The organism is Pseudarthrobacter sp. N5, from assembly GCF_050157035.1.
Classification (GTDB): Bacteria; Actinomycetota; Actinomycetes; order Actinomycetales; family Micrococcaceae; genus Arthrobacter.
This window is the reverse complement of the sequence record NZ_CP189593.1, coordinates 2,777,135-2,801,199: the sequence shown is the minus strand read 5'-3', so window position 1 is coordinate 2,801,199 and position 24,065 is coordinate 2,777,135. Positions and strand designations below refer to the sequence as shown.

At 63.3% G+C, this 24,065-nt stretch carries 20 protein-coding genes, 1 tRNA gene and 1 pseudogene; 12 read left to right on the top strand and 10 right to left on the bottom strand.

Translation table 11 applies throughout. From position 1 onward, the window contains the following. Nucleotides 1–97: 97 nt before the first annotated feature. The 6 genes from ACQCST_RS13515 (at nucleotide 98) to ACQCST_RS13490 (ending at nucleotide 7,085) form a co-directional block, all read left to right on the top strand. Nucleotides 98–1,567, top strand: coding sequence for a GuaB1 family IMP dehydrogenase-related protein (locus tag ACQCST_RS13515; RefSeq protein WP_426996270.1), 1,470 nt, complete (start codon nucleotides 98–100; stop codon nucleotides 1,565–1,567). Nucleotides 1,568–1,839: 272 nt separating this feature from the next. After that, nucleotides 1,840–3,174 carry a hemolysin family protein gene (locus ACQCST_RS13510; protein WP_426996269.1) on the top strand — a complete coding sequence of 445 codons (1,335 nt, stop codon included), beginning with the start codon at nucleotides 1,840–1,842 and terminating at the stop codon, nucleotides 3,172–3,174. Beyond that, on the top strand, nucleotides 3,171–4,241 hold the full coding sequence (locus tag ACQCST_RS13505) for a hemolysin family protein (RefSeq protein WP_426996268.1): 1,071 nt from the start codon (nucleotides 3,171–3,173) through the stop codon (nucleotides 4,239–4,241). The genes ACQCST_RS13510 and ACQCST_RS13505 overlap by 4 nt, the downstream gene beginning before the upstream one ends. A 166-nt stretch (nucleotides 4,242–4,407) precedes the next feature. Continuing rightward, complete coding sequence (locus tag ACQCST_RS13500; protein WP_426996267.1) at nucleotides 4,408–5,397, top strand: metal ABC transporter solute-binding protein, Zn/Mn family; 990 nt, start codon at nucleotides 4,408–4,410, stop codon at nucleotides 5,395–5,397. Further along, complete coding sequence (locus ACQCST_RS13495; RefSeq protein ID WP_426996266.1) at nucleotides 5,394–6,209, top strand: metal ABC transporter ATP-binding protein; 816 nt, start codon at nucleotides 5,394–5,396, stop codon at nucleotides 6,207–6,209. Before ACQCST_RS13500 ends, ACQCST_RS13495 begins: the two co-directional genes overlap by 4 nt. Beyond that, on the top strand, nucleotides 6,210–7,085 hold the full coding sequence (locus ACQCST_RS13490; RefSeq protein WP_426996265.1) for a metal ABC transporter permease: 876 nt from the start codon (nucleotides 6,210–6,212) through the stop codon (nucleotides 7,083–7,085). A gap of 11 nt (nucleotides 7,086–7,096) precedes the next feature. Here the strand turns inward: ACQCST_RS13490 and ACQCST_RS13485 are convergent, their stop codons facing one another. Beyond that, complete coding sequence (locus ACQCST_RS13485; RefSeq protein WP_426996264.1) at nucleotides 7,097–7,561, bottom strand: Fur family transcriptional regulator; 465 nt, start codon at nucleotides 7,559–7,561, stop codon at nucleotides 7,097–7,099. Between the two features lie 94 nt (nucleotides 7,562–7,655). Between ACQCST_RS13485 and ACQCST_RS13480 the strand changes: the two genes are divergently transcribed. Beyond that, the gene (locus ACQCST_RS13480; RefSeq protein WP_426996263.1) at nucleotides 7,656–8,312 is read left to right on the top strand and encodes an MBL fold metallo-hydrolase; all 657 of its coding nucleotides are present in this window, start codon (nucleotides 7,656–7,658) and stop codon (nucleotides 8,310–8,312) included. Here the strand turns inward: ACQCST_RS13480 and ACQCST_RS13475 are convergent. Both ACQCST_RS13475 and ACQCST_RS13470 read right to left on the bottom strand, forming a co-directional pair. After that, nucleotides 8,309–9,391, bottom strand: coding sequence for an IS630 family transposase (locus ACQCST_RS13475; RefSeq protein ID WP_426996262.1), 1,083 nt, complete (start codon nucleotides 9,389–9,391; stop codon nucleotides 8,309–8,311). The genes ACQCST_RS13480 and ACQCST_RS13475 overlap by 4 nt on opposite strands. Before the next feature lie 66 nt (nucleotides 9,392–9,457). Beyond that, complete coding sequence (locus ACQCST_RS13470; protein ID WP_426996261.1) at nucleotides 9,458–10,540, bottom strand: PLP-dependent cysteine synthase family protein; 1,083 nt, start codon at nucleotides 10,538–10,540, stop codon at nucleotides 9,458–9,460. Nucleotides 10,541–10,675: 135 nt separating this feature from the next. Between ACQCST_RS13470 and ACQCST_RS13465 the strand changes: the two genes are divergently transcribed. Genes ACQCST_RS13465 through ACQCST_RS13455 form a run of 3 tightly spaced genes read left to right on the top strand, consistent with a single transcriptional unit; the run spans nucleotide 10,676 to nucleotide 13,200 of the window. Beyond that, nucleotides 10,676–11,542 (top strand): sulfurtransferase, encoded by an 867-nt coding sequence (locus ACQCST_RS13465; protein ID WP_426996260.1) that lies wholly within the window; start codon nucleotides 10,676–10,678, stop codon nucleotides 11,540–11,542. Between the two features lie 60 nt (nucleotides 11,543–11,602). Beyond that, nucleotides 11,603–12,775 carry an NAD(P)-dependent alcohol dehydrogenase gene (locus tag ACQCST_RS13460; RefSeq protein WP_426996259.1) on the top strand — a complete coding sequence of 391 codons (1,173 nt, stop codon included), beginning with the start codon at nucleotides 11,603–11,605 and terminating at the stop codon, nucleotides 12,773–12,775. Continuing rightward, nucleotides 12,772–13,200, top strand: coding sequence for an HIT family protein (locus ACQCST_RS13455; protein WP_426996258.1), 429 nt, complete (start codon nucleotides 12,772–12,774; stop codon nucleotides 13,198–13,200). Before ACQCST_RS13460 ends, ACQCST_RS13455 begins: the two co-directional genes overlap by 4 nt. Here the strand turns inward: ACQCST_RS13455 and hrpA are convergent. Genes hrpA through ACQCST_RS13440 form a run of 3 tightly spaced genes read right to left on the bottom strand, consistent with a single transcriptional unit; the run spans nucleotide 13,197 to nucleotide 18,392 of the window. Further along, entirely contained in the window at nucleotides 13,197–17,186 is a 3,990-nt protein-coding gene (gene hrpA / locus ACQCST_RS13450) for an ATP-dependent RNA helicase HrpA (RefSeq protein WP_426996257.1), read from the bottom strand. The two genes, ACQCST_RS13455 and hrpA, sit on opposite strands and share 4 nt — an antisense overlap. Nucleotides 17,187–17,199: 13 nt before the next feature. Next, nucleotides 17,200–18,174 (bottom strand): helix-turn-helix transcriptional regulator, encoded by a 975-nt coding sequence (locus tag ACQCST_RS13445; RefSeq protein WP_426996256.1) that lies wholly within the window; start codon nucleotides 18,172–18,174, stop codon nucleotides 17,200–17,202. Nucleotides 18,175–18,224: 50 nt separating this feature from the next. Then, on the bottom strand, nucleotides 18,225–18,392 hold the full coding sequence (locus ACQCST_RS13440; protein WP_426996255.1) for a hypothetical protein: 168 nt from the start codon (nucleotides 18,390–18,392) through the stop codon (nucleotides 18,225–18,227). An 81-nt stretch (nucleotides 18,393–18,473) separates the two neighbouring features. Here ACQCST_RS13440 and ACQCST_RS13435 point away from each other — a divergent pair, with 81 nt between their 5' ends. Then, the gene (locus ACQCST_RS13435; protein WP_426996254.1) at nucleotides 18,474–19,442 is read left to right on the top strand and encodes a GlxA family transcriptional regulator; all 969 of its coding nucleotides are present in this window, start codon (nucleotides 18,474–18,476) and stop codon (nucleotides 19,440–19,442) included. 8 nt (nucleotides 19,443–19,450) lie between these two features. Here the strand turns inward: ACQCST_RS13435 and ACQCST_RS13430 are convergent, their stop codons facing one another. The 4 genes and pseudogenes from ACQCST_RS13430 to ACQCST_RS13415 all read right to left on the bottom strand — a co-directional run. Next, nucleotides 19,451–19,789 carry a protealysin inhibitor emfourin gene (locus ACQCST_RS13430; RefSeq protein WP_426996253.1) on the bottom strand — a complete coding sequence of 113 codons (339 nt, stop codon included), beginning with the start codon at nucleotides 19,787–19,789 and terminating at the stop codon, nucleotides 19,451–19,453. A 65-nt stretch (nucleotides 19,790–19,854) separates the two neighbouring features. Further along, a complete protein-coding gene (locus tag ACQCST_RS13425) occupies nucleotides 19,855–20,898 on the bottom strand; it encodes a M4 family metallopeptidase (protein WP_426996252.1) in 1,044 nt (347 codons plus the stop codon). A 260-nt stretch (nucleotides 20,899–21,158) separates the two neighbouring features. Next, nucleotides 21,159–21,231: transfer RNA gene (locus tag ACQCST_RS13420), tRNA-Arg, on the bottom strand. Nucleotides 21,232–21,271: 40 nt separating this feature from the next. Next, nucleotides 21,272–22,144 (bottom strand): annotated as a pseudogene (locus ACQCST_RS13415) (ferredoxin--NADP reductase); the annotation flags it as partial. 252 nt (nucleotides 22,145–22,396) lie between these two features. On the opposite strand from ACQCST_RS13415, the gene argS reads away from it, so the two are divergent. Next, nucleotides 22,397–24,061 carry an arginine--tRNA ligase gene (gene argS, locus ACQCST_RS13410; protein ID WP_426996251.1) on the top strand — a complete coding sequence of 555 codons (1,665 nt, stop codon included), beginning with the start codon at nucleotides 22,397–22,399 and terminating at the stop codon, nucleotides 24,059–24,061. Nucleotides 24,062–24,065 lie beyond the last annotated feature (4 nt).

Sequence of the window (24,065 nt, the reverse complement as noted above, 5' to 3'; positions counted from 1 at the left end):
GCCGTCAAACAGTCCGGTTGCCTTGTCTGCGACCTCCTCTAGACTCGCACTGTGTACCGCTTGCCCCGCACCGGTACCAACCAGACAAGGAGCAGCAGTGCGCTTTCTGAATGAGCCGTCCACCGATCTGACCTATTCGGATGTCTTCCTGGTTCCATCGCGCTCGGAGGTCACCTCCAGGCTCGATGTAGACCTCGCCGCAGATGACGGAACGGGGTCCACCATCCCGCTGGTCGTGGCAAACATGACAGCCGTGACCGGAAAGCGGATGGCAGAAACCTTGGCCCGCCGGGGAGGGCTCGCGGTACTGCCCCAGGATGTTCCCCTGGAGGTGCTGCGCGAGGTCACCGGGTGGATCAAGTCGCGCCACCCGGTCTTTGAAACGCCGGTAACCCTGTCGCCGTCCCACACCGTGATCGATGCCATCCACCTGATGGGGAAGCGGCCGCACGGTGCCGTGGTTGTGGTCGGTAGCGATGGCGCGGTCGCCGGCATTATCCGGGCCGCGGACTGCGAGGGGCAGGACCGTTTTGCCTCACTGGCTTCAGTCGTCAGGCACCAGCCTCTGGTGCTTGATCCCGCCGGGCTCGAGGCAGGCCGGGCGGCTGATCCCCGCAGGGACAGTCTCCTGCGGGCGGCGTTCGGGGCCATGGACAGGGCCGGGACCGACTTCGCCGCCGTCCACGACGGCGCCCGGCTCGCCGGTGCGCTGACCCGGAAAGGTGCATTGCGCTCCACTCTCTACCGTCCGGCGCTTGATACAGCCGGCAGGCTCAAGGTGGCGGCCGCCGTCGGGATTAATGGCGATGTGGCAGGCCGGGCGGCTGCCCTGCTGGAGGCCGGTGTCGACGTCCTGGTGATTGACACCGCGCACGGCCACCAGCAGAAGATGTTTGACGCCCTGGCGGCAGTCAGGAGCCTGAACCCTGGTGTGCCGGTGGTTGCCGGCAACGTAGTCACCGCCGGGGCCACCCGCGAACTCATCGAAGCGGGCGCGGACATCGTGAAGGTGGGGGTGGGCCCCGGCGCGATGTGCACCACCCGCATGATGACTGCCGTGGGGCGTCCGCAGTTTTCGGCCGTTCTCGAGTGTTCAGCGGCAGCCCGCGCGGCGGGCGGCCATGTATGGGCCGACGGCGGCGTCCGGTATCCGCGGGATGTGGCGCTGGCGCTGGCGGCGGGAGCGAGCCAGGTGATGATCGGCTCCTGGTTCGCCGGAACCCATGAAAGCCCCGGTGACCTCCAGATGGATGCAAACGGCCGCCAGTTCAAGGAAAGCTTCGGAATGGCGTCCGCGCGTGCCGTACAGAACCGCAACCAGCGCGAGGACGCCTTCGAAAAGGACCGCAAGGCGCTGTTTGAGGAAGGCATCTCCACCTCGCGGATGTATCTGGATCCGGCAAGGCCCGGGGTTGAAGACCTGGTGGACATGATCACTTCAGGGCTGCGCAGTTCAATGAGCTATTCCGGGGCGGTGGACCTGTCCGGCTTCCGCGAAAGGGCCGTGGTGGGGATCCAATCAGCGGCCGGCTATGAGGAAGGCCGCCCGCTACAGCAGAGCTGGTGACGCCGGACCCGCGCAGGCGGCGCCTCCTGTAGACTGCAACTCTTATGGACAGTAAATCTAGGTGCCGGCCTGGGGGCTGTCAGCGGAGCAAGTACCACAGCACCGCACAGTTCACCCACAGAGCCGGCAAACCCCGTTCACGCGCCCATCACTCTCCGGCACTCCACCAGGCCGGAGCCGTCCGGGAAACATCGTCGGCTGCCGCTGATCGGCCTCCGCCGGGAAGCTCCGCCCGGATCCTCACGCACATCGCCTTCAAAGCGGGCTGCTGAATGGAGTGGCTCCTTCTTGCGGCAGGACTCCTGCTGATCTTCGGCACGGGGTTTTTTGTCGCCGTCGAATTTTCCCTCATTGCCCTCGACCAGGCCACAGTGCAACGCGCCATAGAAAATGGCGACACTGCGGCGGTTCCGCTGCTCAAATGCCTCAAATCCCTCTCCACCCAGTTATCCAGTTGTCAGCTCGGAATCACGCTCACCACCCTGCTCACCGGCTATGTGATGCAGCCCTCCGTCGGCAAGCTGCTGGAGGGCCCGCTCGCGGCAACAGGTCTTCCGGACGCTGCAGCGGCGTCCGTTTCCCTCATCCTGGCGATGGCACTGGCCACACTTCTGTCCATGCTGCTGGGCGAACTTGTGCCCAAGAACATGGCAATCGCCCTGGCCTTTCCCCTGGGCAAAGTGCTGGCCAGGCCGCAGCTGGTTTTCACGGCAATTTTCAAACCGGCGATTGTGGTGCTGAACGGTTTTTCCAACAAGGTGCTGAATATTTTCGGCCTTGAAGCCAAAGAAGAAATATCCGGCGCACGTACCCCGGCAGAGCTGGCGTCCCTGGTGCGGCGGTCTGCCGCCATGGGCACGCTCGACGCCGGTACGGCAAACTTCGTGGCCAGGACGCTGAAGTTCTCCGGCCGGACCGCAGCGGATGTCATGACACCCAGAATCCGGGTGGAGACCATCGACGCCGAACAGCCGGTCTCTGACATTGTGGAGGCAGCCCGGCGTACCGGGTATTCGCGGTTTCCGGTCATCGGCGATTCCGCCGATGACATCCGTGGCCTGGTCCACGTCAAAAAAGCGATAGCCGTTCCGTCTGATCGGCGGCCGAATCTTGAAGCCGGCGCCATCATGACGGATGTTCTCCGTGTGCCTGAGACCATTCATTTGGACGCCCTGTTGGCGGAGCTCCGTGAAGGAAATCTGCAGCTTGCCGTTGTGCTTGACGAGTACGGTGGAACCGCCGGCATTGCTACGCTCGAAGACCTGGTTGAGGAAATCGTGGGGGAAGTAGCCGACGAACACGACAAAGTGCGGCCCGGTCTGCTCCAGAGCGCGTCGGGCGACTGGTACTTCCCGGGACTGCTGCGGCCCGATGAGCTGTCCGAACAGGTCCCGGGTCTGTCTGTGCCGGATGAATCCGCCTATGAAACGGTGGGCGGTTACGTCATGAGCGAGCTTGGGCGCATCGCGGCCGTGGGGGATACCGTCGACGTCGGCGGGGGAACCCTGAGCGTGACACGGATGGACGGGCGGCGAATAGACAGGATCTGCTTCCGGCCGTTTCGGGCGGAAAGCGCTGAGCCTGCGGACATGGGGAGCACGGAATGAGCGACTGGGCAGGAATATTCTGGCTGGTGGTGCTGCTGTTAGGCAATGCCTTTTTTGTTGGCGCCGAATTTGCCGTTATGTCCGCACGACGGAGCCAGATCGAGCCGCTGGCCGAAGCCGGTTCCAAAAGGGCACAGACCACATTGCGGGCAATGGAAAACGTCTCGCTGATGCTGGCGTGTGCACAGCTGGGCATCACCGTCTGTTCGCTGCTGATCCTGCAGGTGGCAGAGCCGGCAATCCACCATCTGATGGCTGTGCCGCTGGAAGCGGTGGGCGTGCCCGTGGAGATCGCGGACGTCGTGGCATTCGGCGTTGCGCTGCTGACCGTGACTTTCCTGCACGTGACGTTCGGCGAGATGGTGCCGAAGAACATTTCGGTGTCGGTGGCTGACAAGGCGGCGCTTTTGCTGGCACCGCCGCTCATGTACGTTGCCCGTCTGGTGAATCCCGTCATTTCTGCACTGAACTGGTCTGCCAACCACATCCTGAAGCTGATGCGGATCGAGCCGAAGGACGAGGTCAACTCGTCCTTTACGCTCGAGGAGGTCCAGTCGATCCTGCAGGAGTCCACCCGCCACGGCCTGGTGGATGATGATGCCGGCCTGATAACAGGTGCCCTGGAGTTTTCGGAGCACACGGCTTCGCGCATCATGGTCCCGCTCGACAAACTGGTCCTGATGAAGGCGGCAACTACGCCCCTCGAATTCGAGAAGGCCGTCAGCCGGACCGGGTTCTCGCGGTTTCCGATGCTCGACGAGGACGGGCTGCTGTCAGGCTACCTGCACATCAAGGATGTGCTGTCGATCGCTGAAGCGGGCTATCAGCATCCCATCGCTGAGAGTCGGATCCGCTCGCTTGCCAACTTGGCGCTGGATGACGAGATCGAGAAGGCCATGTCCGTCATGCAGCGGACCGGCTCGCATCTGGCCCGTGTCATCGGTCCTGACGGACGGACACAGGGAGTCTTGTTCCTTGAAGATGTGATTGAACAGCTGGTTGGCGAGATCAGGGATGCAACCCAGGCCACCGGCATCCGGAGGTTGGGGCAGCCGGACGGTGAATAGACTCCCGGGCCGGGCCTGCCTTACCGCGGGACCGAGGGGCGGGCTGAACCTGGCACGAAGCAGCTCGGCCCGCCCCCAACATCTAAATAGGAATCATTCCCATCTAGGGTTAGACTTGTGGGGTTGCAAGAGTCCATGATCCCCTGAGAAAGATCCGAGGTTTCCCGTGCGCCGTACCGCCGTCCGTACTTCCCTTGCCGCCTTTGCCGGCCTCAGCCTGCTGCTGACCGGCTGTGGAACGGCGGCCGGAGGCGCCCAGCCTTCCGCGGCAGGGGAAAGGATCGAAGTGGTCGCGTCCACCAATGTGTACGGCGACATCGTGAAGGCGATCGGCGGGGAAAAGGTCAATGTCCGGGCCATTATCACCAAGACGAGCCAGGACCCCCATTCCTACGAAGCCACTGCACAGGACAGGCTTGTCATTTCCAAGGCTGCGCTGATTGTTGAAAACGGCGGCGGCTACGACGGGTTCATCCACAAGATGGCAGACGACAGCAACATTCCCCACAGCAATATCATCAGCGCGGTTGACGTGTCGGGGCTGGCAACGGAGGACGATCATGCCACTGTGGCGGCCGGCGGATCCGCAGACTCCCACTCAGACGGACACGACCACAACCACGGGGCGTTCAACGAACACGTCTGGTACAGCATGGACGCGATGGCAAAAGTAGCAGACGCCGTGGCTGCCAGGCTGGCCACTTTGGACGGCGCCGCAGCTGCCACTTTCACCGCCAATTCCGAGGCCTTCAAATCCGGCCTGAGAGAACTTTCCGGCAAACTGAATGGCATTAAGGCCGGCCACGATGCTGCCCCCGTGGCCGTTACTGAGCCAGTTCCGGTCTATCTGCTCGAAGCTGCAGGATTGGCGAACAAAACACCCTCCGAATACAGTTCAGCCATCGAAGAAGGCACCGACGTGCCGCCGGCCGTACTCAAGGCAGCCACCGACCTGGCTGGTTCCGCGGAGCTGGGATTCCTGGCCTACAACGAACAGACAGACGGCCCGCAGACCGAAGCACTCAAGAAAGCTGCCGAAAGCGCCGGTGTCCCGGTGGTCAACTTCAGTGAAACGCTGCCGGACGGCAAGACATACGTGCAGTGGATGACGGACAATGTTGAGAACATCAGCAATGCCTTGGAGAAGAATCGTTGAATCCAGTTGTCAGCCTGCGGGGAGCATCTCTGAAGTTCGGAAAGCGGGCGCTCTGGGAAGGTCTCGATCTTGACATAATGCCCGGTGAGTTCTTCGCCGTGCTCGGACCGAACGGCAGCGGAAAGACGAGTTTCCTCAAGGTGCTGCTGGGTCTGCAGGAACTTCATTCAGGCACAGTGCGTCTTGGCGGCCACCCCGTGGAACGCGGCAGCCGGCTGATCGGTTACATCCCACAGCAGAAATCATTCGCCCAGGACACGCCTATCCGGGCACGTGATCTGGTGGGTCTGGGCGTGGACGGCCACCGCTGGGGGATGCGGGTGGGAACAGCCGCAGCCAACCGCAGAATCGACAGACTGCTTGAGCTCGTGGGTGCGTCAGACTATGCCAAGGTTCCGGTAGGCCAGCTGTCCGGCGGCGAACAGCAGCGATTGCGCGTGGCTCAGGCGCTCGCCGCCGCGCCTGAGGTGCTGCTGTGTGACGAGCCCCTGTTATCCCTGGACCTTCATCACCAGCAGGCGGTGAGTGCCCTGATCAACAAACAGTGCCATGATCAAAACAGCGCAGTGGTATTTGTGACCCATGAAATCAACCCCATCATGGACTACGTGGACCGTGTGCTGTATCTGGCCGGCGGCCGGTTCCGGGTGGGTACGCCACAGGAAGTCATGACCACCGAGGTCCTCTCGGAGCTGTACAACAGCCACGTCGAAGTGATTCATGCCAACGGAAGAATCGTCGTCGTCGGACTCCCTGACGCCACCACCCACCACCATGACGACGCGCATGCGGCGACAGGGGAGTCAGTCTAAGTGGATCTTGACGCCTTTCTGCAGGCCACGTTCAATTTTGACAACTACGGCGAGCTGCTCACTCTGGTGCAGAACTCGATCTGGGCGGGCGCCGTGTTGGGCCTGCTGGGCGGTCTGGTAGGCACCTTTGTGATGAAGCGTGACCTCGCTTTCGCAGTGCACGGCATTTCTGAACTATCATTCGCCGGCGCCGCTTTTGCCTTGCTGATCGGTGCCGATGTGGTGTTTGGTTCGCTCATCGGATCGGTGGCCGCTGCGCTGCTTCTGGGGCTGATGGGCGTCCGTGCCAGGGACAAGAATTCGATCATCGGCGTGATCATGCCGTTCGGCCTGGGGCTGGGCATCCTGTTCCTGGCGCTATACGAAGGACGGGCTGCTAACAAGTTCGGCCTGCTGACCGGCCAGATTGTGTCTGTGGACACTGTTCAGTTGCAGGCCCTGGCCGGTACGGCCGTTGTGGTGATGATTGCGTTGGCTGCCATCTGGCGGCCGCTCAGTTTCGCAAGCGTCGATCCGGAACTGGCAGAAGCCCGAGGAGTTCCTGTCCGGGCGCTCGGCATCGTGTTTATGGTGCTCCTCGGCGTGAGCGTCGCCCTTTCCATCCAGGTGGTGGGCGCGCTGCTGGTCCTTGCCCTGCTGATTACCCCGGCCGCCGCTGCGCTGCGGGTGACGTCGTCGCCGCGCCTTGTGGTGCTCCTCAGTGTGGTTTTCGCCATCACGGCGACGGTTGGTGGAATCCTGCTGGCACTGGGCGGCAGAATTCCCATCAGCCCCTATGTGACCACGCTGTCATTCCTCATCTACGTGGCGTGCCGGTCCGTCGGAAGCGTCCGCGCCAGGCGGGGGCACAACGGGCGCATCCTGCAAAAAGTCTAAGGCCGCACCGCTCAGCCGCCGGCGGCTTTTCTGGCAGTGCAGTCGGGGCAGAGCCCGTAGATCTCCACGGTGTGGGCCACCTCGGTGAATCCGTGTTGCTTTGCCGTGCGGGCGGCCCAGGTTTCCACTGCAGGGGCCTCGACTTCCACGGCCTTGCCGCAGCTCCGGCACAGCAGATGGTGGTGATGACCGGTCACGGCGCAACGGCGGTACACGGCCTCGCCGTCGCCGTTGCGGAGCACATCGACCAGTCCGTCGTCGGCCAGCGACTGCAGGATCCGGTATGCCGTGGCCAGTGACACGGACACGCCCTGATTCTGCAGAATCCGGTACAGCTCCTGGGTGCTCACGAAGTCGTCCAGCTCATCCAGGGCTGCACTGACAGCACGCCGTTGTTTGGTGACACGCTGCTCCTTGCCCCCGGTGGCAGCCGGGGTTGATGGCGGTGTGCCGTCAGCTTGGACGCCATGTGGCATGGATGGACTCGCTTCCCTGAGGATGGTGGCAAAGTCCCAGATTACCAGCCGGTGCCTCGTGGACAGAGCCCGGACCGGACCCTAGGCTGACGTCATGAAGCTGACGAAATTCACCCATGCGTGCATCCGGCTCGAAAAGGAGGGGCACGTCCTGGTACTGGACCCCGGAACGTTCTCCGAAGCTGCCGTTGCCCTGGACGGCGCTCACGCAGTACTGGTCACACATGAACACGGTGACCACATCGATGTTGCGGCAGTAGTGAATGCCCTTCGCACGAATGGCACGCTTGAGCTTTTCGCCCCGGCCGGTGTGGCAAGCAAACTCCGCACGGAAGAACCTGGTTCGGAAAGCCGGATCCACACTGTGGAGCCGGGCACCACGTTTGCTGCGGCGGGCTATTCCATCAGGAGCTTTGGCGGTCAGCACGCGCTGATCCACCCGCTCGTCCCGGCGGTCGCCAATATCGGATACCTCGTGAATGAAAACGTCTACCACCCGGGTGATTCCTTCATCATTCCCGACGGCATCAGCGTCAGGACTCTGCTGGTGCCGGTCCACGCGCCATGGAATAAGGTCAGCGAGGTGGTGGATTTTGTGATCGGCGTCCGCGCACCGCGGGCCTTCCCCATCCACGACGGGCTTCTGAATGAGATGGGCCTGAACCTGATAGAGGCCCACGTGACCCGGATGGGGGCCATGTACGGGACTGAATATTCTCATCTGGCAACCGGCGAATCGGTGGAGATCTAGTGTTCCGTGTTAATTGTTTGTTTGCGTTTCATCTTGCCCAGGAGATAGTCCGCTGATTTGGTCCAGGTGAATGGTTTGGCGTCCTGGTTGTAGTTCTCGATGTAGCGTTCCATGGTTTGTTCCAGCTCTTTCACCGAGCTGAACGCACCGCGTTTGAGGCACTGGCGGGTGATGATCCCGAAGAAGATCTCCACCATGTTCAGCCAGGAACAGCTGGTTGGGGTGAAGTGCAGGCGCACGCGCGGGTTTTTGGCCAGCCAGTCCTTCACGTTCTGATGCTTATGCGTCGCGTAATTGTCGCAGATGACATGCAGTTCAACCCCGGGGTGGGCGTCGGCGACCCGGCCCAGGAAATCGACGAACTCGATGTTGGTGTGCTTTGGGTAGAAGGCGTTCGCGCTGAGTTTGCCGGTGAGGACCTCCAGGGCGGCGAACAAGGTGGTGGTGCCGTTGCGTTTGTAGTCGTGGGTCTGCTGCAGCGGGTGCGTCGAGGACAACGGCTGATCCGGGCCGGTGCGGGACAGCGCCTGGATTTGGGTTTTCTCATCGATGCTCACGACCACCGCGTTTTCCGGCGGGGACATGTACAGGCCCACCACGTCCCGGAGCTTGAACTCCAGGGCGGGATCAGTGGAGAACTTGAACGTCTCGATCCGGTGAGGCTGGATTTTCCAACGGCGCCAGATGCGGGCCACCGAGGAAAAGGAGACTCCGTGGCGTTCGGCCATGATGCGGGCGGACCAGTGCGAGATCCCAAGCCCGGCCGGCGGCTTCCCGTCGTTGGTCAGGGTGTCCGCGATCAGGGCAAGCTCGTCGATCTCCCGCTCCCGTCCCGGGCGCTGGACATCGGACAGGGCCTCGATCCCGCCCTCGGCATAGCGGTTGCGCCACTTCAAAACCGTGGGTGCCGAAAACCCGGTGATCTTCTCGATCTGGATATTCGGCATCCCGTCGGCAGCCAACAAAACCGTGCGCGCCCGCAACGCCAATGTCGCGGAGGAAGAATTCCCACGAGTCAACGCCTCCAAGAACCCCCGGTCCCCGTCACGCAATTCCAAAGCCCTTGCCAGATAAACCATGGATCAAGTCTGACAAAAAACCATACCCAAAGGAATCAACGACACGCTACACTAGGATACGGCCGGTCAGGCCCTCCAGACGCCCGTTTCGAAGAAGTCCCTGATGACGTCCTCGTGCGGCTGCGGGTCCAGCCCCTGTGCTGCCAGCCACGTCGGGTTGTAATAGTTGCCCGCATAGCGGTCGCCGCCGTCGCACATCAGCGAAACAATGCTGCCTCGGCGCCCTTCAACAATCATTTCCGCCACCAACATCCATACGCCCCAGAGATTGGTGCCGGTTGAGGGGCCGGCGTGCAGGCCCGCAAGACCGTGCAGGTGCCGCATTGCGGCGACGGACGCGGCGTCGGGCACCTGGACCATCCGGTCGATCACGGCAGGAACAAAACTGGGCTCCATACGCGGCCGGCCAATGCCCTCAATCCGGGACGGCATGCCGGTACTGAAATCCGCCACGCCGTCCCGCCATCCGGGGTAGAAGGCAGAGTTTTCGGGATCTACGACCGTAAGTTCACTGTCATGGCGGTGGTAGCGGAGGTACCGGCCGATGGTGGCGCTTGTCCCCCCGGTGCCGGCGCCCACCACAATCCAGCGGGGGACCGGGTGCTCTTCGAGGGCCAGCTGCTGGAATATGGACTCCGCAATGTTGTTGTTTCCGCGCCAGTCCGTGGCGCGTTCGGCATAAGTGAACTGGTCCATGTAGTGGCCGTTGCTGGTAGCGGCCACTTCCTCGGCGGCCGCATAGACCTCGGATGCGTGATCCACGAGCAGGCAGGCACCACCGAATTGCTCGATCAGGGCGATTTTCTCCGGGCTGGTGGTCCGCGTCATCACCGCGATGAACGGCAGGCCCAGCAGCTGGGCAAAGTAGGCCTCGGAAACTGCCGTGCTTCCGCTGGACGCCTCCACAATGGTGGTGCTCGCCCTGATCCAGCCGTTCACCAGACCAAAAAGGAAAAGTGAACGCGCCAAGCGGTGCTTGAGGCTACCGGACCGGTGTGTGGACTCGTCCTTGAGGTACAGCTGGACGCCCCAGTGCTCAGGCAGTGGCACTGAATACAGGTGGGTATCCGCCGACCGGTTGTTTTCTGCATTGATTCTTCGGATGGCCTCATCGGCCCACGCCCGGTCCTGGCTGCACACGCTATTCACTGCTCCAGCCTACCGGTGGCGGCCTACCGGTCAATCAAGGACAGTGAGGTTAGAGTTGGTCCTGCCTCCGTCCCCCCGGCTGTTGCCTTTTGAGGGCTGGGCGGCCGCAGTTCATCCAAACCAAAGGAGATTTTGATGGATACCCTCATGGACGTGTCTGCGCTGAACAACCGGATGACCTCCGGCCAGCGCACCGTTCTGCTGGACGTCCGCTGGGCCCTGGGCGATCCCCACGGCCACGGACACTACCTTAAAGAACACATCCCCGGCGCTGTGTACGTCGATCTCCCCACCCAGCTGGCCGAGCCGGCTGCGCCGGAACGGGGGCGGCACCCGCTGCCGCCCGTGGACAAGCTCCAGGAACATGCCCGCTGCTGGGGCATCTGCGAACGCGATGTTGTGGTGGCCTATGACGACAGCGGCAACATGTCTGCAGCACGGCTGTGGTGGATGCTCCGCAACGCCGGCCTCGCCGATGTTTTCCTGCTCGACGGCGGTCTGCCGGCATGGCGTGCCGCGGGGCTGCCCGTCGAAGGTGGAGCCGAGCAGCCTGTCATCGGCAACGTCACGCTGGCGGAAGGGCGGATGCCCGCGATCGACGCCGCCCGGACTGCGGACTGGGCGCTCGGCGGGGTGCTGTTGGACGCCCGTGCCGGCGAGAGATACCGAGGCGAGATCGAACCGGTGGATCCGCGCGCCGGCCATATCCCCGGCGCTGTCAGCGCACCCACGTCCGGAAATCTCACCGGCGACGGGCATTTTCTGCCTGCACAGGAGCTGCGGCACCGCTTTTTGGAGCTCGGAGTCGGGCCGGATGTACCAACTGCCGTGTACTGCGGCTCCGGCGTGACAGCGGCCCATCAGATCGCGGCTCTTGAGATCGCCGGATTCTCAGCAGCGCTCTTCCCCGGTTCCTTCTCGGAATGGTCCAACAACGCAGCCAACGCCGTGGTCACAGGTGCAGCCCCCTACAGCACCGACAGCGAGGCCGCGCCGGGGTAAGGCAGGTATGCCCGGTTGCCGGACTGGCATTGGTCCGGCAACCGGGGGTAGCGTCGCTGTATGACCCCCGGACGCCCTGTGCCACCATCCCTCGCCAAGCCACTCCTTCCCCTCGATGAGTTAGCCTTCGCTGCTGATAACTCCGGGCCTTTTGTTGGACACCTTGCAGCCGCATACGGTGCCGTATCCGGTGAGAGCGGACTGGTGCCGCTGACGGTTGCCCGGCGCTCGCCGAAGGGTGACGACGTCGAAATCGCCATTGCGTTTTGCGGTCTCTGCCACTCCGATGTCCATGCGACCCGGGGTGAGTGGGGCACACAGAAATATCCATTGATCCCCGGACACGAAATTGTAGGTCGCGTCAGCCGGGTTGGCATCGCTGTAACTGATTTTGCTCCGGGTGATCTGGTGGGCGTTGGCTGCATGGTGGATTCCTGCCGCGAATGCGAGAGTTGCCTGGATGGACTGGAGCAGTACTGTGAAAACGGCGGAATTGGAACATACGGTGCGAAGGATACCCGCAACGGTGATTCCATCACACAGGGCGGTTATTCGTCGTCAGTAGTGGTGGACCGCCGTTACGTCCTTCGTGTTCCGGAGAACCTGGATGCAGCCGCGGTTGCGCCGTTGCTGTGTGCCGGCATCACTACGTACTCGCCGTTGCGCCATTTCGACGTCGAAGAAGGTGACATTGTTGGTGTGGTGGGGCTCGGTGGCCTGGGTCACATGGCCGTGAAGCTGGCCAAGGCCATGGGCGCCGAAGTCAAAGTGTTCACTACGTCCGAGTCCAAGGTTGCGGCGGCGCTTGAACTCGGCGCAGACGAGGTCATCCTCTCCCTCGACAAGGACGCCATGGCAGCAGCCGACCGGAGCATCGACGTCATCATCGACACTGTGGCCGCGCCGCACGATCTCAATCCCTTCTTCGGCACGCTGCGGCAGGACGGGGCCTTGTTCCAGCTGGGTCTCCCGTCCGGAACCATGCCCCCGGTGAAACCCGGAGCCCTGATCCGGCGACGGATCGCTTACGCCGGATCCTCGATTGGAAGCATCGCCGAGACCCAGGAAATGCTGGACTTCTGTGCCGACCATGGTGTGGTATCGGATGTTGAAATAGTCGGAGCGGACCAGCTCAATGATGCTTACGACCGAATGGTTGCGGGTGACGTCAAGTACCGGTTTGTGCTGGACACCAGCACTCTGCAGGCAGCATCAGCAAAGGCAGACGCATGAGCACGCTGTTCACCAAGATCCTCAACGGAGAAATCCCCGGCCGGTTCGTCTGGCGGGAGCGTGACGTTGCTGCGTTCCTGACCGTCGGCCCGCTGGCTGACGGCCACACCCTGGTGGTGCCCACCGAGGAAGTAGACCGGTGGACGGATGCGTCGCCGGAGACGCTGGCGAAGGTCATGGAGGTGGCCCGCCGGATCGGCGCTGTCCAGGTGGAAGTCTTTGGTTCGCCACGTGCCGGTTTGATCGTGGCCGGGTACGAAATCAACCACCTGCACGTGCACGTCTGGCCGTCCCACAGCATGGCGGACTTCGACTTTGCTGCTGTTAATAGCAACCCGGATCCCGCTGTTCTGGACGCGAACGCTGAGACGCTCCGAGCCGGGCTCCGGGATGCCGGCTACGGGGAGTTTGTCCCTGCCGCTTAGGCCGGCGCCAGCGCTTTGTTCAGGACGGCACGGATCCGCTTCTCGGACACGGAGTACGCGGTTCCGAGTTCGACGGCGAACAGGCTCACCCGGAGTTCTTCGATCATCCAGCGCACCTGGGTTAATTCGGCGCCCACCAGGCGGCCCGGCAGCAAAGCCGATATGGCGTCGTCGTAGTCGTCTTCAAGCCGCTGCACCATTGTCAGATGCAGGCCGTCCCGCTGGACATTGCCCGGCAGCTTTTCAAGCCGCTTTTCGATCCCCGCCACGTATCGGGGAAGCTGGCTGAGCTGTGCGTAGCCCGTGCGTGCCACAAAACCGGGGGAAACCAGCTGTTCCAGCTGGCTGCGGACATCATTGAGGGAACTCATCAGGGCGGGGCTGGTGGTGCCCCTCAGCTGATTTTCAATCCGCCGGGTGCTGGCCAGGATGCGCTCCACCACGGCCGTGACGCTGAAGACGGTGTCGATCAGCTCTGCCCGGACCCGCTCATAGAGTGCGTCAAAGGATGCGCGGTCCCAGGGGAGATCGGCCGGCACCAGCTTGTCCACGGCAGCCAGTGCACAATCGGCGATGAGGGCGGATACGGAGCCGTGTGGATTTTGGCTGAACGTGAGCTTCTCCGTGTTGTTCAGATGTTCCAGCACGTAGCGGTCCGGGGCGGGAACCCGGAGTGCCAGCAGACGGATGACGCCGCCGCGCATGGCGCCCTGCTGTTCGGAGGCTGTCTGGAATACCCGGAGCGCCACAGATGTGCCTTCGTCCACCAGGGCAGGATAACCGGTGACGGTGTGGCCGTTCACGGTGCCGCTGACCTGGCGCTGCACCGTGCCGAACGACCATTCGGCGAGTCCGCTCCGCTCGGCAAAACCCGTGCCTGCCGCCGGCGCCGCTGTGTCCTTGGCAGCACCGGCGGGCGAGGCTTTGCCGGCACTGCCCGGGGCAGTGGTTCCGGGCGTTGCCCCCAGGGACTCCGCTATGGCCCTGCGGGTGGCCGGAGCCAGCTGCTCCTGCAGTGCAGTCAGGTTCTTGCCGTCGTCGAGGACCTTGCCCTTGCTGTCCACTACCTTGAAGCTCACCCGAAGATGGCCGGGAACGGCGTCCCAGTTCCAGGAACCCGGTGGAATGACGTGTCCGCGGATCCGTCGGAGCGCGAGCTCCAGCGAGGTTTCCAGCTCATCGGCCGCAGGATCGAAGTCGGCGTCGAGGGCAGCCACGGCTTGCCGGGCGATATCCGGCGCCGGGACGAAATTCTTGCGGATCTGCTTCGGCAGCGACTTGATCAGCGCGGCCACCAACTCGACGCGCTGGCCGGGAATCAACCATCGGAAGGCGGCATCGTCCAGCTGGTTCAGGAACAGCACCGGGACCTCGGCGGTGACACCGTCGGACGGGTTGGGAGGTGAACCCGGTGCCACCGGGTGGAATTCGTACGTTAGCGGAAGCTCGAAGCCCTTGTGTAGCCAGATCTTGGGGTAGGCGGAATCGTCCAGGGCATCGGCGTCCTCGCTGATCAGCAGGGACTGGTCGAAATCCAGGAGAGCCGGATTCTGCTGGCGGGCGTCCTTCCACCATTTATCGAAGTGCCTCTCGGACACAACATCCGGGCCTATCCGGGCGTCGTAGAACTCGAAGAGAGCCTCGTCATCGACCAGGATGTCGCGTCGGCGCATTCTGGCTTCCAGCTCCTCCACTTCATGAAGCAGGGCGCGGTTGCGGTGAAAGAATTTGTGGTGTGTTTTCCAGTCGCCTTCAACCAGGGCGTGTCGAATGAAGAGCTCCCGGGCAAGCACGGGATCCACTTTGCTGTAGTTGACAGGGCGCTGCGGGATGAGCGGCACGCCGTAGAGCATGACTTTCTCGTAGGCCATCACCGCACCCGTCTTCGTGGACCAGTGCGGCTCGCTATAGCTGTACTTGACCAGCTCCGGAGCCACCTGCTCAGCCCACACAGGATCGAACTTTGCAGCCACACGGGCCCAGAGCCGGCTGGTCTCCACCAGCTCTGCGGCCATCACAAACGTAGGGGACTTCTTGAACAGAGCGGAGCCCGGGAATATTGCAAAGCGGCTGCCCCGGGCGCCAGCGTATTCGCGTTTCCGGTCGTCGAGGATGCCGATGTGGCTCAGCAGGCCGGAGAGAAGGCTCATGTGGATGCCCTCGTTGTTCCCCACGGGATCTGCCTCGCGCTTGTTGTCCAGGCTGATGCCCAGGGGCCTGGCAAGCTGCCGCAGCTGGGCGAACAGATCCTGCCATTCCCGGACCCTGAGATAGTTGATGAACTCATTGCGGCAGAGCCGCCGGAACTGGGTGGAGGACAGCTCCTGCTGCTTGTCCTGGAGATAGTTCCACAGGTTGAGGAAGCCCGTGAAGTCCGAGTTCTCGTCGCGGAAGCGTGCATGTTTTTCGGCGGCCAGCTGCTGCTTGCCTGAGCCGTCCCCCTGGGGGCGCTCTCGCGGGTCCTGGATGGTCAGCGCAGCGGCCAGAATCATGACTTCGCGGACACAGCCACGCTTTCCGGCCTCCACAATCATGCGGCCCAGCCGCGGATCCACCGGCAGCTGGGCGAGTTGATGCCCGACGGCGGTGAGCCCGCCGGCGTTGCCCGCGTCACCGTTGCGCCGCCCTCCGGCGCCCCCGGGATCAGCGGCACTGTCCTTTCCATTGGGCGCGCGCAAGGCGCCCAGCTCCCGCAGGAGCGTCACGCCGTCGTTGATTGCTCGGGAGTCCGGAGGTTCCACGAAGGGGAAGTTTTCGACGTCCTTGGGGCCCTTGGCCACCCCCATGGCAGTCATCTGCAGGATGACAGCGGCAAGGTTGGTGCGCAGGATCTCGGGATCGGTGAACAGCGGCCGGGACTCGAAGTCTTCCTCGGAGTAGAGCCGGATGGCGATACCATCCGAGACGCGGCCGCAGCGGCCGGAACGTTGGTTGGCTGACGCCTGCGATACCCGCTCGATGGGCAGCCGCTGGACTTTGGTGCGGTGTGAGTAGCGCGAGATGCGGGCGGTCCCAGTATCGATCACGTATTTGATGCCCGGCACCGTCAGGGATGTTTCTGCCACGTTGGTGGCGAGCACGATCCTTCGTTTGCTGCCCGGGTTGAAGACGCGGTGCTGCTCCTGCAGGCTCAGGCGCGCAAACAGCGGCAGCACTTCGGTGCCGGCGAGCCGGCGGTTGGACTGGATCCGTCCATTGAGGGCTTCGGCGGCGTCCCGGATTTCACGCTCTCCGGAGAAGAACACCAGGATGTCGCCTGGTGCCTCTGCGGCGAGTTCATCGACGGCATCGCACACAGCGTCGAGCGGATCCCGGTCCTCTTCGAGTTCGTCGTCGGAAACGTCCGCATCCTCGGCATCCCCCCGGCCTCCCGCCGGCTGCGAAAGCGGCCGGTACCGGATGTCCACCGGGAAGGTCCGCCCCGAAACCTCGATGATGGGCGAGGGAGCCTCCTCCGAGCCGAAATGCTTGGCGAACCGCTCGGGATCGATCGTGGCCGAGGTAATGATGACTTTCAGGTCCGGGCGCTGCGGCAGAATCCTTTTGAGATACCCGAGGATGAAGTCGATGTTGAGGCTGCGCTCGTGGGCCTCATCGATGATGATCGCGTTGTACTTTCGCAGGAGTCTGTCCCGCTGGATCTCCGCCAACAAAATGCCGTCGGTCATCAGCTTGACCTTGGTGGTCCGGCCGACCTGGCCGGTAAAACGGACCTGGAAGCCCACTTCCTGGCCGATCTCCACGCCGAGCTCTTCCGCGATGCGCTCAGCCACTGTGCGCGCTGCCAGCCGGCGCGGCTGGGTGTGACCGATCAGACCGTTGTCACCAAGGCCCAATTCGAGGCACATTTTGGGGATCTGGGTGGTCTTGCCGGAACCGGTCTCGCCAGCAATGATGGTCACCTGGTTGGCCGCTATTGCGGCCATCAGGTCCTCGCGGCGTTCGGATACCGGCAGCTCAGCGGGATAGGAGATATGAAAAGTCATGGCTGGAAACAGTCTACTGGGAAGTCGGCCCCGGCCCACGTGCTGCGCGGTTCAGGCGTTCGGCCAGCTTGACGGCATGACTGCGGAATACCTCCGGCTCGAGTATTTCGAAGTCCAGATCCAACGATGCTAAGTGGGCTGCGGGCGTTTCCAGGCTGTCCCAGCCCGCCCGCAGGATGGTCATGTTGCCCCCATCGGCCTCGAGCGACGCCACGTGCGGGCTGACCAGAGCCGCCACAACGTGGAGCGGGGCCCGGAGCCGGACGACGACGTCGTACCGGTACGGCGAGCGCGTAATGGAGCGCTGGACGTATGCGGCGAGGTCCTGTGCCGGCAACGGGCGTGGAACGTATTTCTTACGCTCCGATGGAACGGAGGCGATCCGGTCGGCGCGGAACGTCCGCCAGTCCTCACGCTCCACGTCCCAGGCAACCAGGTACCAACGGCGCCCCGTGTCCACGAGCCGGTAGGGTTCCGCGAGGCGGCGGCCGAAGCCGCCGTCGGCCGTGGTGTAGTCGAAAGTGATGAGCCGGCGGTCAGCTATCGCCGAGGAGACGGCTGTCAGCTTCAGGGGATCCACCGGCGCGGCGAGGCTTGGCAGCGTAGTCACGGCGGCTTTCAGCATGGCAAATTTGGGCCGGAGCCGTGCCGGCAGCACCTGCTCCAGTTTCGCCAGTGCGCGTACCGAGGCCTCGCCGATGCCGGCAACCGGTCCTGCCGCGACGGAGCTCAGCCCCAGGGCGACGGCCAGTGCCTCGTTGTCGTCCAGCAGCAGCGGCGGCAGCTGGGCACCGGCACCCAGCTGATAGCCACCTGCGATGCCCGGTGAAGCCTGGACGGGGTAGCCGAGATTCCGCAGCTTGTCGATGTCCCTGCGTACGGTACGTTCGGTCACCTGCATCCGCACCGCGAGTGCCGGACCGGTCCACTCACGCCTGATCTGCAGAAGGGAGAGCAGCTGGAGAAGCCGTGCGGAGGTCTGGATCATAGAAGCAATCTACGCCGCTATGCGGACAAGAGCTGTCCGCATAGAACAGGTCAGAAGTTCCGCAGGGTGTAGCTGACGCTGGGCAGGTCCAGCGCTGTCCAGTCGGCGTCCGAGGAGACGGGCGGGGTATGGCCGCGGCCGTCCTTCAGAAGGGTACTGATGGTGGCAGTGGCGGTGATGAGGACCAGGATGACGATGGCAATTCCGATGATTTCCATACCTCCATCGTGCTCCGGTGACGGTTCAGAAAATAGTGGCAGAAATGACCAAAAACTACGAATTACTGCCATGATGGGTACATGCTCAATTCAGTGGCAGTGATCGTTGTTCCCGATTTTTCCATCTTCGAATTCGCGACGGCCTTTGAGGTGTTTGGCATCGACCGGTCCGGCCGCGGCAGCAGCGTGCCGGCTTTTGACTTCCGGGTGTGCACTCCGGAACCGGGTGACATCAGGCTCAAGTCCGGACTTACCATGCATATCAGCCTGGGGCTGGAAGCGGCTGCCGACGCCGACCTGGTGATTATGGCGCCGTATGGCAGGGACCAGCAAGTTCCTGAAGCGGTGCTCGACGCACTCAGGGCAGCGGATGCCCGCGGCGCCTGGGTGATGTCCATCTGTTCCGGAGCCTTTGCACTGGCACGGGCCGGGCTCCTTGACGGCCGTCGCTGCACCACGCACTGGCATTATTCCCACGATCTTGCCAGCCGGTATCCATTGGTGCAGGTGGATGAAAACGTCCTCTATGTGCAGGACGGAAACATCATCTCCAGTGCCGGCACAGCCGCCGGAATCGACGCCTGCCTGCACCTGGTGAGAGTTGAGCTGGGGGCTAATGTGGCTTCGGCGATCGCCCGCGACATGGTGGTCCCGCCGCACCGGGACGGCGGGCAGGCCCAGTTCATCGACCGCCCGATGCCGCGCTGTGGTTCAGCGCCCATGGAGGAACTGTTGCGCTGGATGGTCGGGAATCTGGACCGTGAACATACAGTGGACCAGCTTGCGGCCAGGCTGCATATGTCGCCCAGAACCTTTGCCCGTCGGTTCCGTTCGGAAACAGGGGCGACTCCTGCGGCCTGGCTGAACTCACAGCGGGTACTGCGCGCGCAGGAACTGCTCGAATCCTCGGATCTGAACATCGACGAAATAGCACGGGAGGCCGGTTTCGGGCATTCTGTGCTGCTTCGGCATCACTTCGCCAAGGTCCTTGACACCAGCCCGCAGTCATACCGCCGCGCATTCCGTGGACAGCTGGCGCCTGCTATCTAGGACCGGAGCTATCCTTGCCCGGATCCGGGTGCAGCCCCGGTTTGGCCGCGCCCGGCATTGCCCGGTGATTCTTCCGCAGCCGCCCTGGTTTTATCCACCAGCACCCGCCACGGGCCGGTAACCGCCCGCTCCGGAAGGGTTGCGCGGCGTTGACCTGCGCGGATGGAGTACATGAACCGGTCCGGTTGTCCGCCAGCGGCGGCATCGCGGGTCGTGGGCACGGCGCCCCAGGGGCATGCTTCGACGAGCGGCCGCCAACGGTTTTTGTCGCTCGTGGTTACAGCCTTGACAGTCCATACCCGGGTCAGCGCAGCAATGCCGCCGCTGCGCTGGACTGTGATCTTCATGGCGTGGTACCTGTGCTCCCCATGCTGGGTGGCCGCCGCATGCACGATTGCCGCCGGCGGTTCGGTTACAGCCTTACCTTCACAGTTTCCCACGCCATTCTTACGGCGTCATGTTCCGCGGAGCCGGCTCCGAACAGTTCCGCGGCCGTAGCCACAGTGGCTTTGGCGAAAACGCTGAAAGTGGCCGTCACCGGCAGGGAACCTCCGGTCAGGGTGTCGTACCAGATCTGGCCGGGGGCCTGCCAGGCCTTGCCGCCCAGAGCGGAGGCCACCAGATAGAAAGCACGGTTGGGAATGCCGGAGTTGATGTGGACGCCGCCGTTGTCGGCGCTGGTCCGCACATAGGAATCCATGGAGTCCGGCTGCGGGTCCTTTCCCAGGACATCGTCGTCATATGCGGTTCCCGGCGCCTTCATGGACCGCAGGGCGGCGCCTTGAACCTGTTCGGTGAAGAGGCCCTCGCCGATGAGCCAGCTGGCATCAGTGGCGTTTTGCTGCTTCATAAACTGTTCAACAAGCGAGCCAAAGACATCCGAGATTGATTCGTTGATGGCACCTGCCTGGTTCCGGTACAGCAGGCCCGCGGAATACTGTGTGACGCCGTGGGCGAGCTCGTGGCCGATGACGCTCAGCGACCCCGTAAACCGCTCAAAGATCTCGCCGTCGCCGTCGCCGAACACCATCTGCTGGCCGTCCCAGAAGGCATTGTCATACAGCTTGCCGAAGTGGACCGTGGCGTCCAGGGCGAGCCCCTGGCCGTCAATGGAATTCCGCCCGAATACGTCCGCGTACAGCCGGTGGGTGTGGCCCAGACCGTCATAGGCTTCATCCGCGGTCACGTCACCGGGGCTGCCCTCACCTTCTTTACGGAGCAGTTTTCCGGGCAGAGCTTCGGTTGACCGGGCGTCGTAGATCGTCCTGTTCGGCGGTCCGGGCTGGGCCTGCCTCAGACCGGGCGGAACGGGCAGCGCAGGAAGGGCCCGGGCAGCCTGGACTGTCCTGACGTGCCGCAGTGCTTCCCTGGCTGCTCTGGCGGTTGCGGAGAGGCGCGGCGCATCCTGGGCCGCAAGCCGACGCAGCATGTAGGGAGGGACGATGGAACAGTACATGGCATACCCCTTTGCGCTCCGGCGGAGAGCCGCACACGGTGTGAGACCGCACGTGTGGGCCTGGCTGGTGCCGAACCCGGATTCCCCGCCACCAATGAGAACAGCCTACGAGCAGTCGCTGACATTTTGCGGGGGGCACAGTTTTCGTCACGGATACGCGCCGGCGCGTTGCATCGGAAAGCCGGCGCGTTGTGCCGAGAATCAGGAGCGGTCACGTGATGCAAAAAACCCCGCCAGCAACTGCTGGCGGGGTTTCGCTGTGCCCTCGATTGGAATCGAACCAACGACCTTCTGCTCCGGAGGCAGACGCTCTATCCCCTGAGCTACGAGGGCATCCGGGGTTCCTGCCGTTACCGGCGGGACGTCCTAGAGCTTAGCAGGAAGGTGGCCCCGAGGGAAAAACCGACGGTGGCCAGTAGCCGGCAAAGGAGTCAACGTGGATGCGACGGGCCCCGGCACTCCGTGCCGCGGAGCGCAGGGATGCCACGCTTGCCGGGGAACCGGATATGAAAACCGTCCGGCGGGCAATGTCCGGCACAAGCGCCTTCAGTGCCTCTCCGCCCAACCGGGCACCGCTGCCGGGACCTGCATTCTCAATAAACGACGGCGGCGCGGATCCATCGGTGAGCCGGGCACGAATCCGTGCGCCGGAATCTTCCAGTTCGTCCTGGTAGGCCAGTTCCGCCGCGTTTTTTGCGAGATACAGCAGGACGACGTCACGGTCCTGCGCCAAACCGGCCCGGAGCTGAGAGCGGTACGGCGTAATGCCGATGCCGGCGGCAATGAGCAGCACGGGGCCAGCCTGCTTTCCGGGGAGCATGAAGTCGACACCCACGGCCGTGGCCGTTACCTGGTCGCCGGGTTCCAGCGCGAGCAGAACGCGCTTGGCCGCGGAGACAGGTTCAGCGGTTCCAATTCCAAAGCTGACTTCGCGGGAACCGGGCTTGCCCGCGAGACTTAAGATCCGGCGTCGGCCTTTCCCCTCCGATGTTGAGTGCGGCAGATCCAGTTCCATGAATTGTCCTGGGCTGAAGCGGACGGCACGCGCCGGCCGGAATGACAGTTCCGTCGTGGTGGGTGTCAGCGGACGTGATTCCTGGAACGTCAGCCGGATACCGCCGCGCTGGCCGGCCATAAAGGCCAGCAGATTGCCGAGGAGGAGTGAGCGTTCGGGCGAGTTGGCCACGAAACCGAAGTTGCAAGGCGTGGCAAAAACCACAGCGACGACGGCGGCAAGTGCCAGCTGGTGGCTGACCAGCCACGGGGGCACAGCCTGCCACGGTCCCGGCGAGCGACAGCCCGGCGATGCCGGCGAATATGGTTGGCGGACTCTCATGGGCGGCTCATTTCGTGGACGGCGGTGGTTACACCGGTTTCAACGTCTCATTCAGCGTGACGGTTCACCCTGTGACGGGGATCAGGATTTCCTGCGCGAAGCAAGCGGTCATCGGACAACCCCGGATTCCACCACATTGCAGGCCACCGGTAGGCTAGAAGCGTGACTCCCGAAGAACTCTCCCTTGCCATATCCGCCTGCCTGAAAGACGCCGTCGACGCCGGTGAGATCGCGCTTTCCGCATCAGCTGTGCCTGATGAGGTGCGCGTCGAGAGGCCGAAGAACAGGGACCACGGCGACTGGGCAACCAACATTGCTCTGCAGCTGTCCAAGCAGGCCGGGACCAGCCCCAGGGAATTTGCCAACATTCTCAGCACGCGGCTCAAGACCATTAACGGCGTTTCCGCCGTGGATATCGCCGGCCCCGGCTTCCTGAACATCACCGTCGATGCCGCTGCCGCCGGCGCACTGGCCAAGGCCATCGTCGAAGCTGGCCCGGAATACGGCACCAACTCCGTGCTCGCGGGTCATGTGATCAACATGGAATTCGTCTCCGCAAACCCCACCGGCCCGCTGCATATCGGGCACACGCGGTGGGCGGCACTTGGCGATGCGATAGCCCGGGTCCTGAGGGCTTCCGGTGCGGACGTCACCGCCGAGTACTACATCAACGACGCCGGTTCCCAGATGAACGTCTTTGCGAACTCGGTGCTCTCCCGTCTGCACGGCCGCGGGGTTCCGGAGGGTGGGTACCCCGGCCAGTACATCGTGGATCTCGGGCACGAGGTCATGGCCCAGCACCCTGGCATCCGTGAACTCACTGATGCTGCAGCCCTTCCGGTCATCCGCGGGGCTGCCTATAAAGCCCAGATGCAGGACATCAAGCACACCCTGGCGGACTTCGGCGTCGCGTTTGATGTCTACTTTTCCGAACACGAACTGCACGACGCCGGCGCGATCGGGAGTGCGGTGGCCCGTCTGCGCGAACAGGGTCATGTGTACGACGACGGCGGTGCCGTCTGGCTGCGTACCACCGACTTCGGTGATGACAAGGACCGGGTGATGATCCGGGCCAACGGGGAGCCGACCTACTTTGCCGCCGATGCCGCCTATTACCTGTCCAAGAAGGACCGCGGGTTTGTCGAAAAAATCTACCTTCTGGGCGCGGACCACCACGGCTACATCAACCGGCTCAAAGCCATTGCCGCCTGTGCCGGGGACGATCCCCAGAAAAACATCGAGGTGCTGATCGGCCAGCTGGTCTCGGTCAACGGAGCCAAGCTGTCCAAGCGGGCGGGCAACATCATCGAGCTCAAGGACCTCATTTCCTGGCTGGGCAAGGACGCGGTTCGGTATTCGTTGGCGCGTTTCCCGGCGGACTCGCCGCTGACGCTGGATCCCCAGCTGCTCAAAAAGCACTCCAACGAGAACCCGGTGTTCTACGTCCAGTACGCCCACGCACGGTCCCGGGGCACTGCCCGGAACGCGGTCGCTGCCGGCGTTGAGAGGCAAGTCAAGGGGAAAGACGTCTTTAACGCCTCCCTTCTGGACCATGCCACCGAGAACGAGCTGCTGTCCTACCTCGGCAGCTACCCGTCCATCGTGGCCAGTGCGGCGGAACTGCGCGAGCCGCACCGCGTTGCCCGCCATCTCGAGGTCATTGCAGGCGCCTACCACCGCTGGTATGACGCCTGCCGGGTGGCCCCGCAGGGCGAGGAGCCCATTACGGACCTGAACCGCACGCGGCTGTGGCTGAACGATGCCACCAGCCAGGTCCTGGCAAACGGGCTTGGCCTGCTTGGCGTTTCTGCGCCGGAACGGATGTAAGGAA

Bases quoted from the DNA above. Each gene is read 5' to 3' on its own strand.
- ACQCST_RS13510 (WP_426996269.1), top strand. From the start codon at position 1,840: ATGGAGTGGCTCCTTCTTGCGGCAGGACTCCTGCTGATCTTCGGCACG.
- ACQCST_RS13505 (WP_426996268.1), top strand. From the start codon at position 3,171: ATGAGCGACTGGGCAGGAATATTCTGGCTGGTGGTGCTGCTGTTAGGC.
- ACQCST_RS13485 (WP_426996264.1), bottom strand. From the start codon at position 7,561: ATGCCACATGGCGTCCAAGCTGACGGCACACCGCCATCAACCCCGGCT.
- ACQCST_RS13480 (WP_426996263.1), top strand. From the start codon at position 7,656: ATGAAGCTGACGAAATTCACCCATGCGTGCATCCGGCTCGAAAAGGAG.
- ACQCST_RS13475 (WP_426996262.1), bottom strand. From the start codon at position 9,391: ATGGTTTATCTGGCAAGGGCTTTGGAATTGCGTGACGGGGACCGGGGG.
- ACQCST_RS13465 (WP_426996260.1), top strand. From the start codon at position 10,676: ATGGATACCCTCATGGACGTGTCTGCGCTGAACAACCGGATGACCTCC.
- ACQCST_RS13460 (WP_426996259.1), top strand. From the start codon at position 11,603: ATGACCCCCGGACGCCCTGTGCCACCATCCCTCGCCAAGCCACTCCTT.
- ACQCST_RS13455 (WP_426996258.1), top strand. From the start codon at position 12,772: ATGAGCACGCTGTTCACCAAGATCCTCAACGGAGAAATCCCCGGCCGG.
- hrpA (WP_426996257.1), bottom strand. From the start codon at position 17,186: ATGACTTTTCATATCTCCTATCCCGCTGAGCTGCCGGTATCCGAACGC.
- ACQCST_RS13445 (WP_426996256.1), bottom strand. From the start codon at position 18,174: ATGATCCAGACCTCCGCACGGCTTCTCCAGCTGCTCTCCCTTCTGCAG.
- ACQCST_RS13440 (WP_426996255.1), bottom strand. From the start codon at position 18,392: ATGGAAATCATCGGAATTGCCATCGTCATCCTGGTCCTCATCACCGCC.
- ACQCST_RS13435 (WP_426996254.1), top strand. From the start codon at position 18,474: ATGCTCAATTCAGTGGCAGTGATCGTTGTTCCCGATTTTTCCATCTTC.
- ACQCST_RS13430 (WP_426996253.1), bottom strand. From the start codon at position 19,789: ATGAAGATCACAGTCCAGCGCAGCGGCGGCATTGCTGCGCTGACCCGG.
- ACQCST_RS13425 (WP_426996252.1), bottom strand. From the start codon at position 20,898: ATGTACTGTTCCATCGTCCCTCCCTACATGCTGCGTCGGCTTGCGGCC.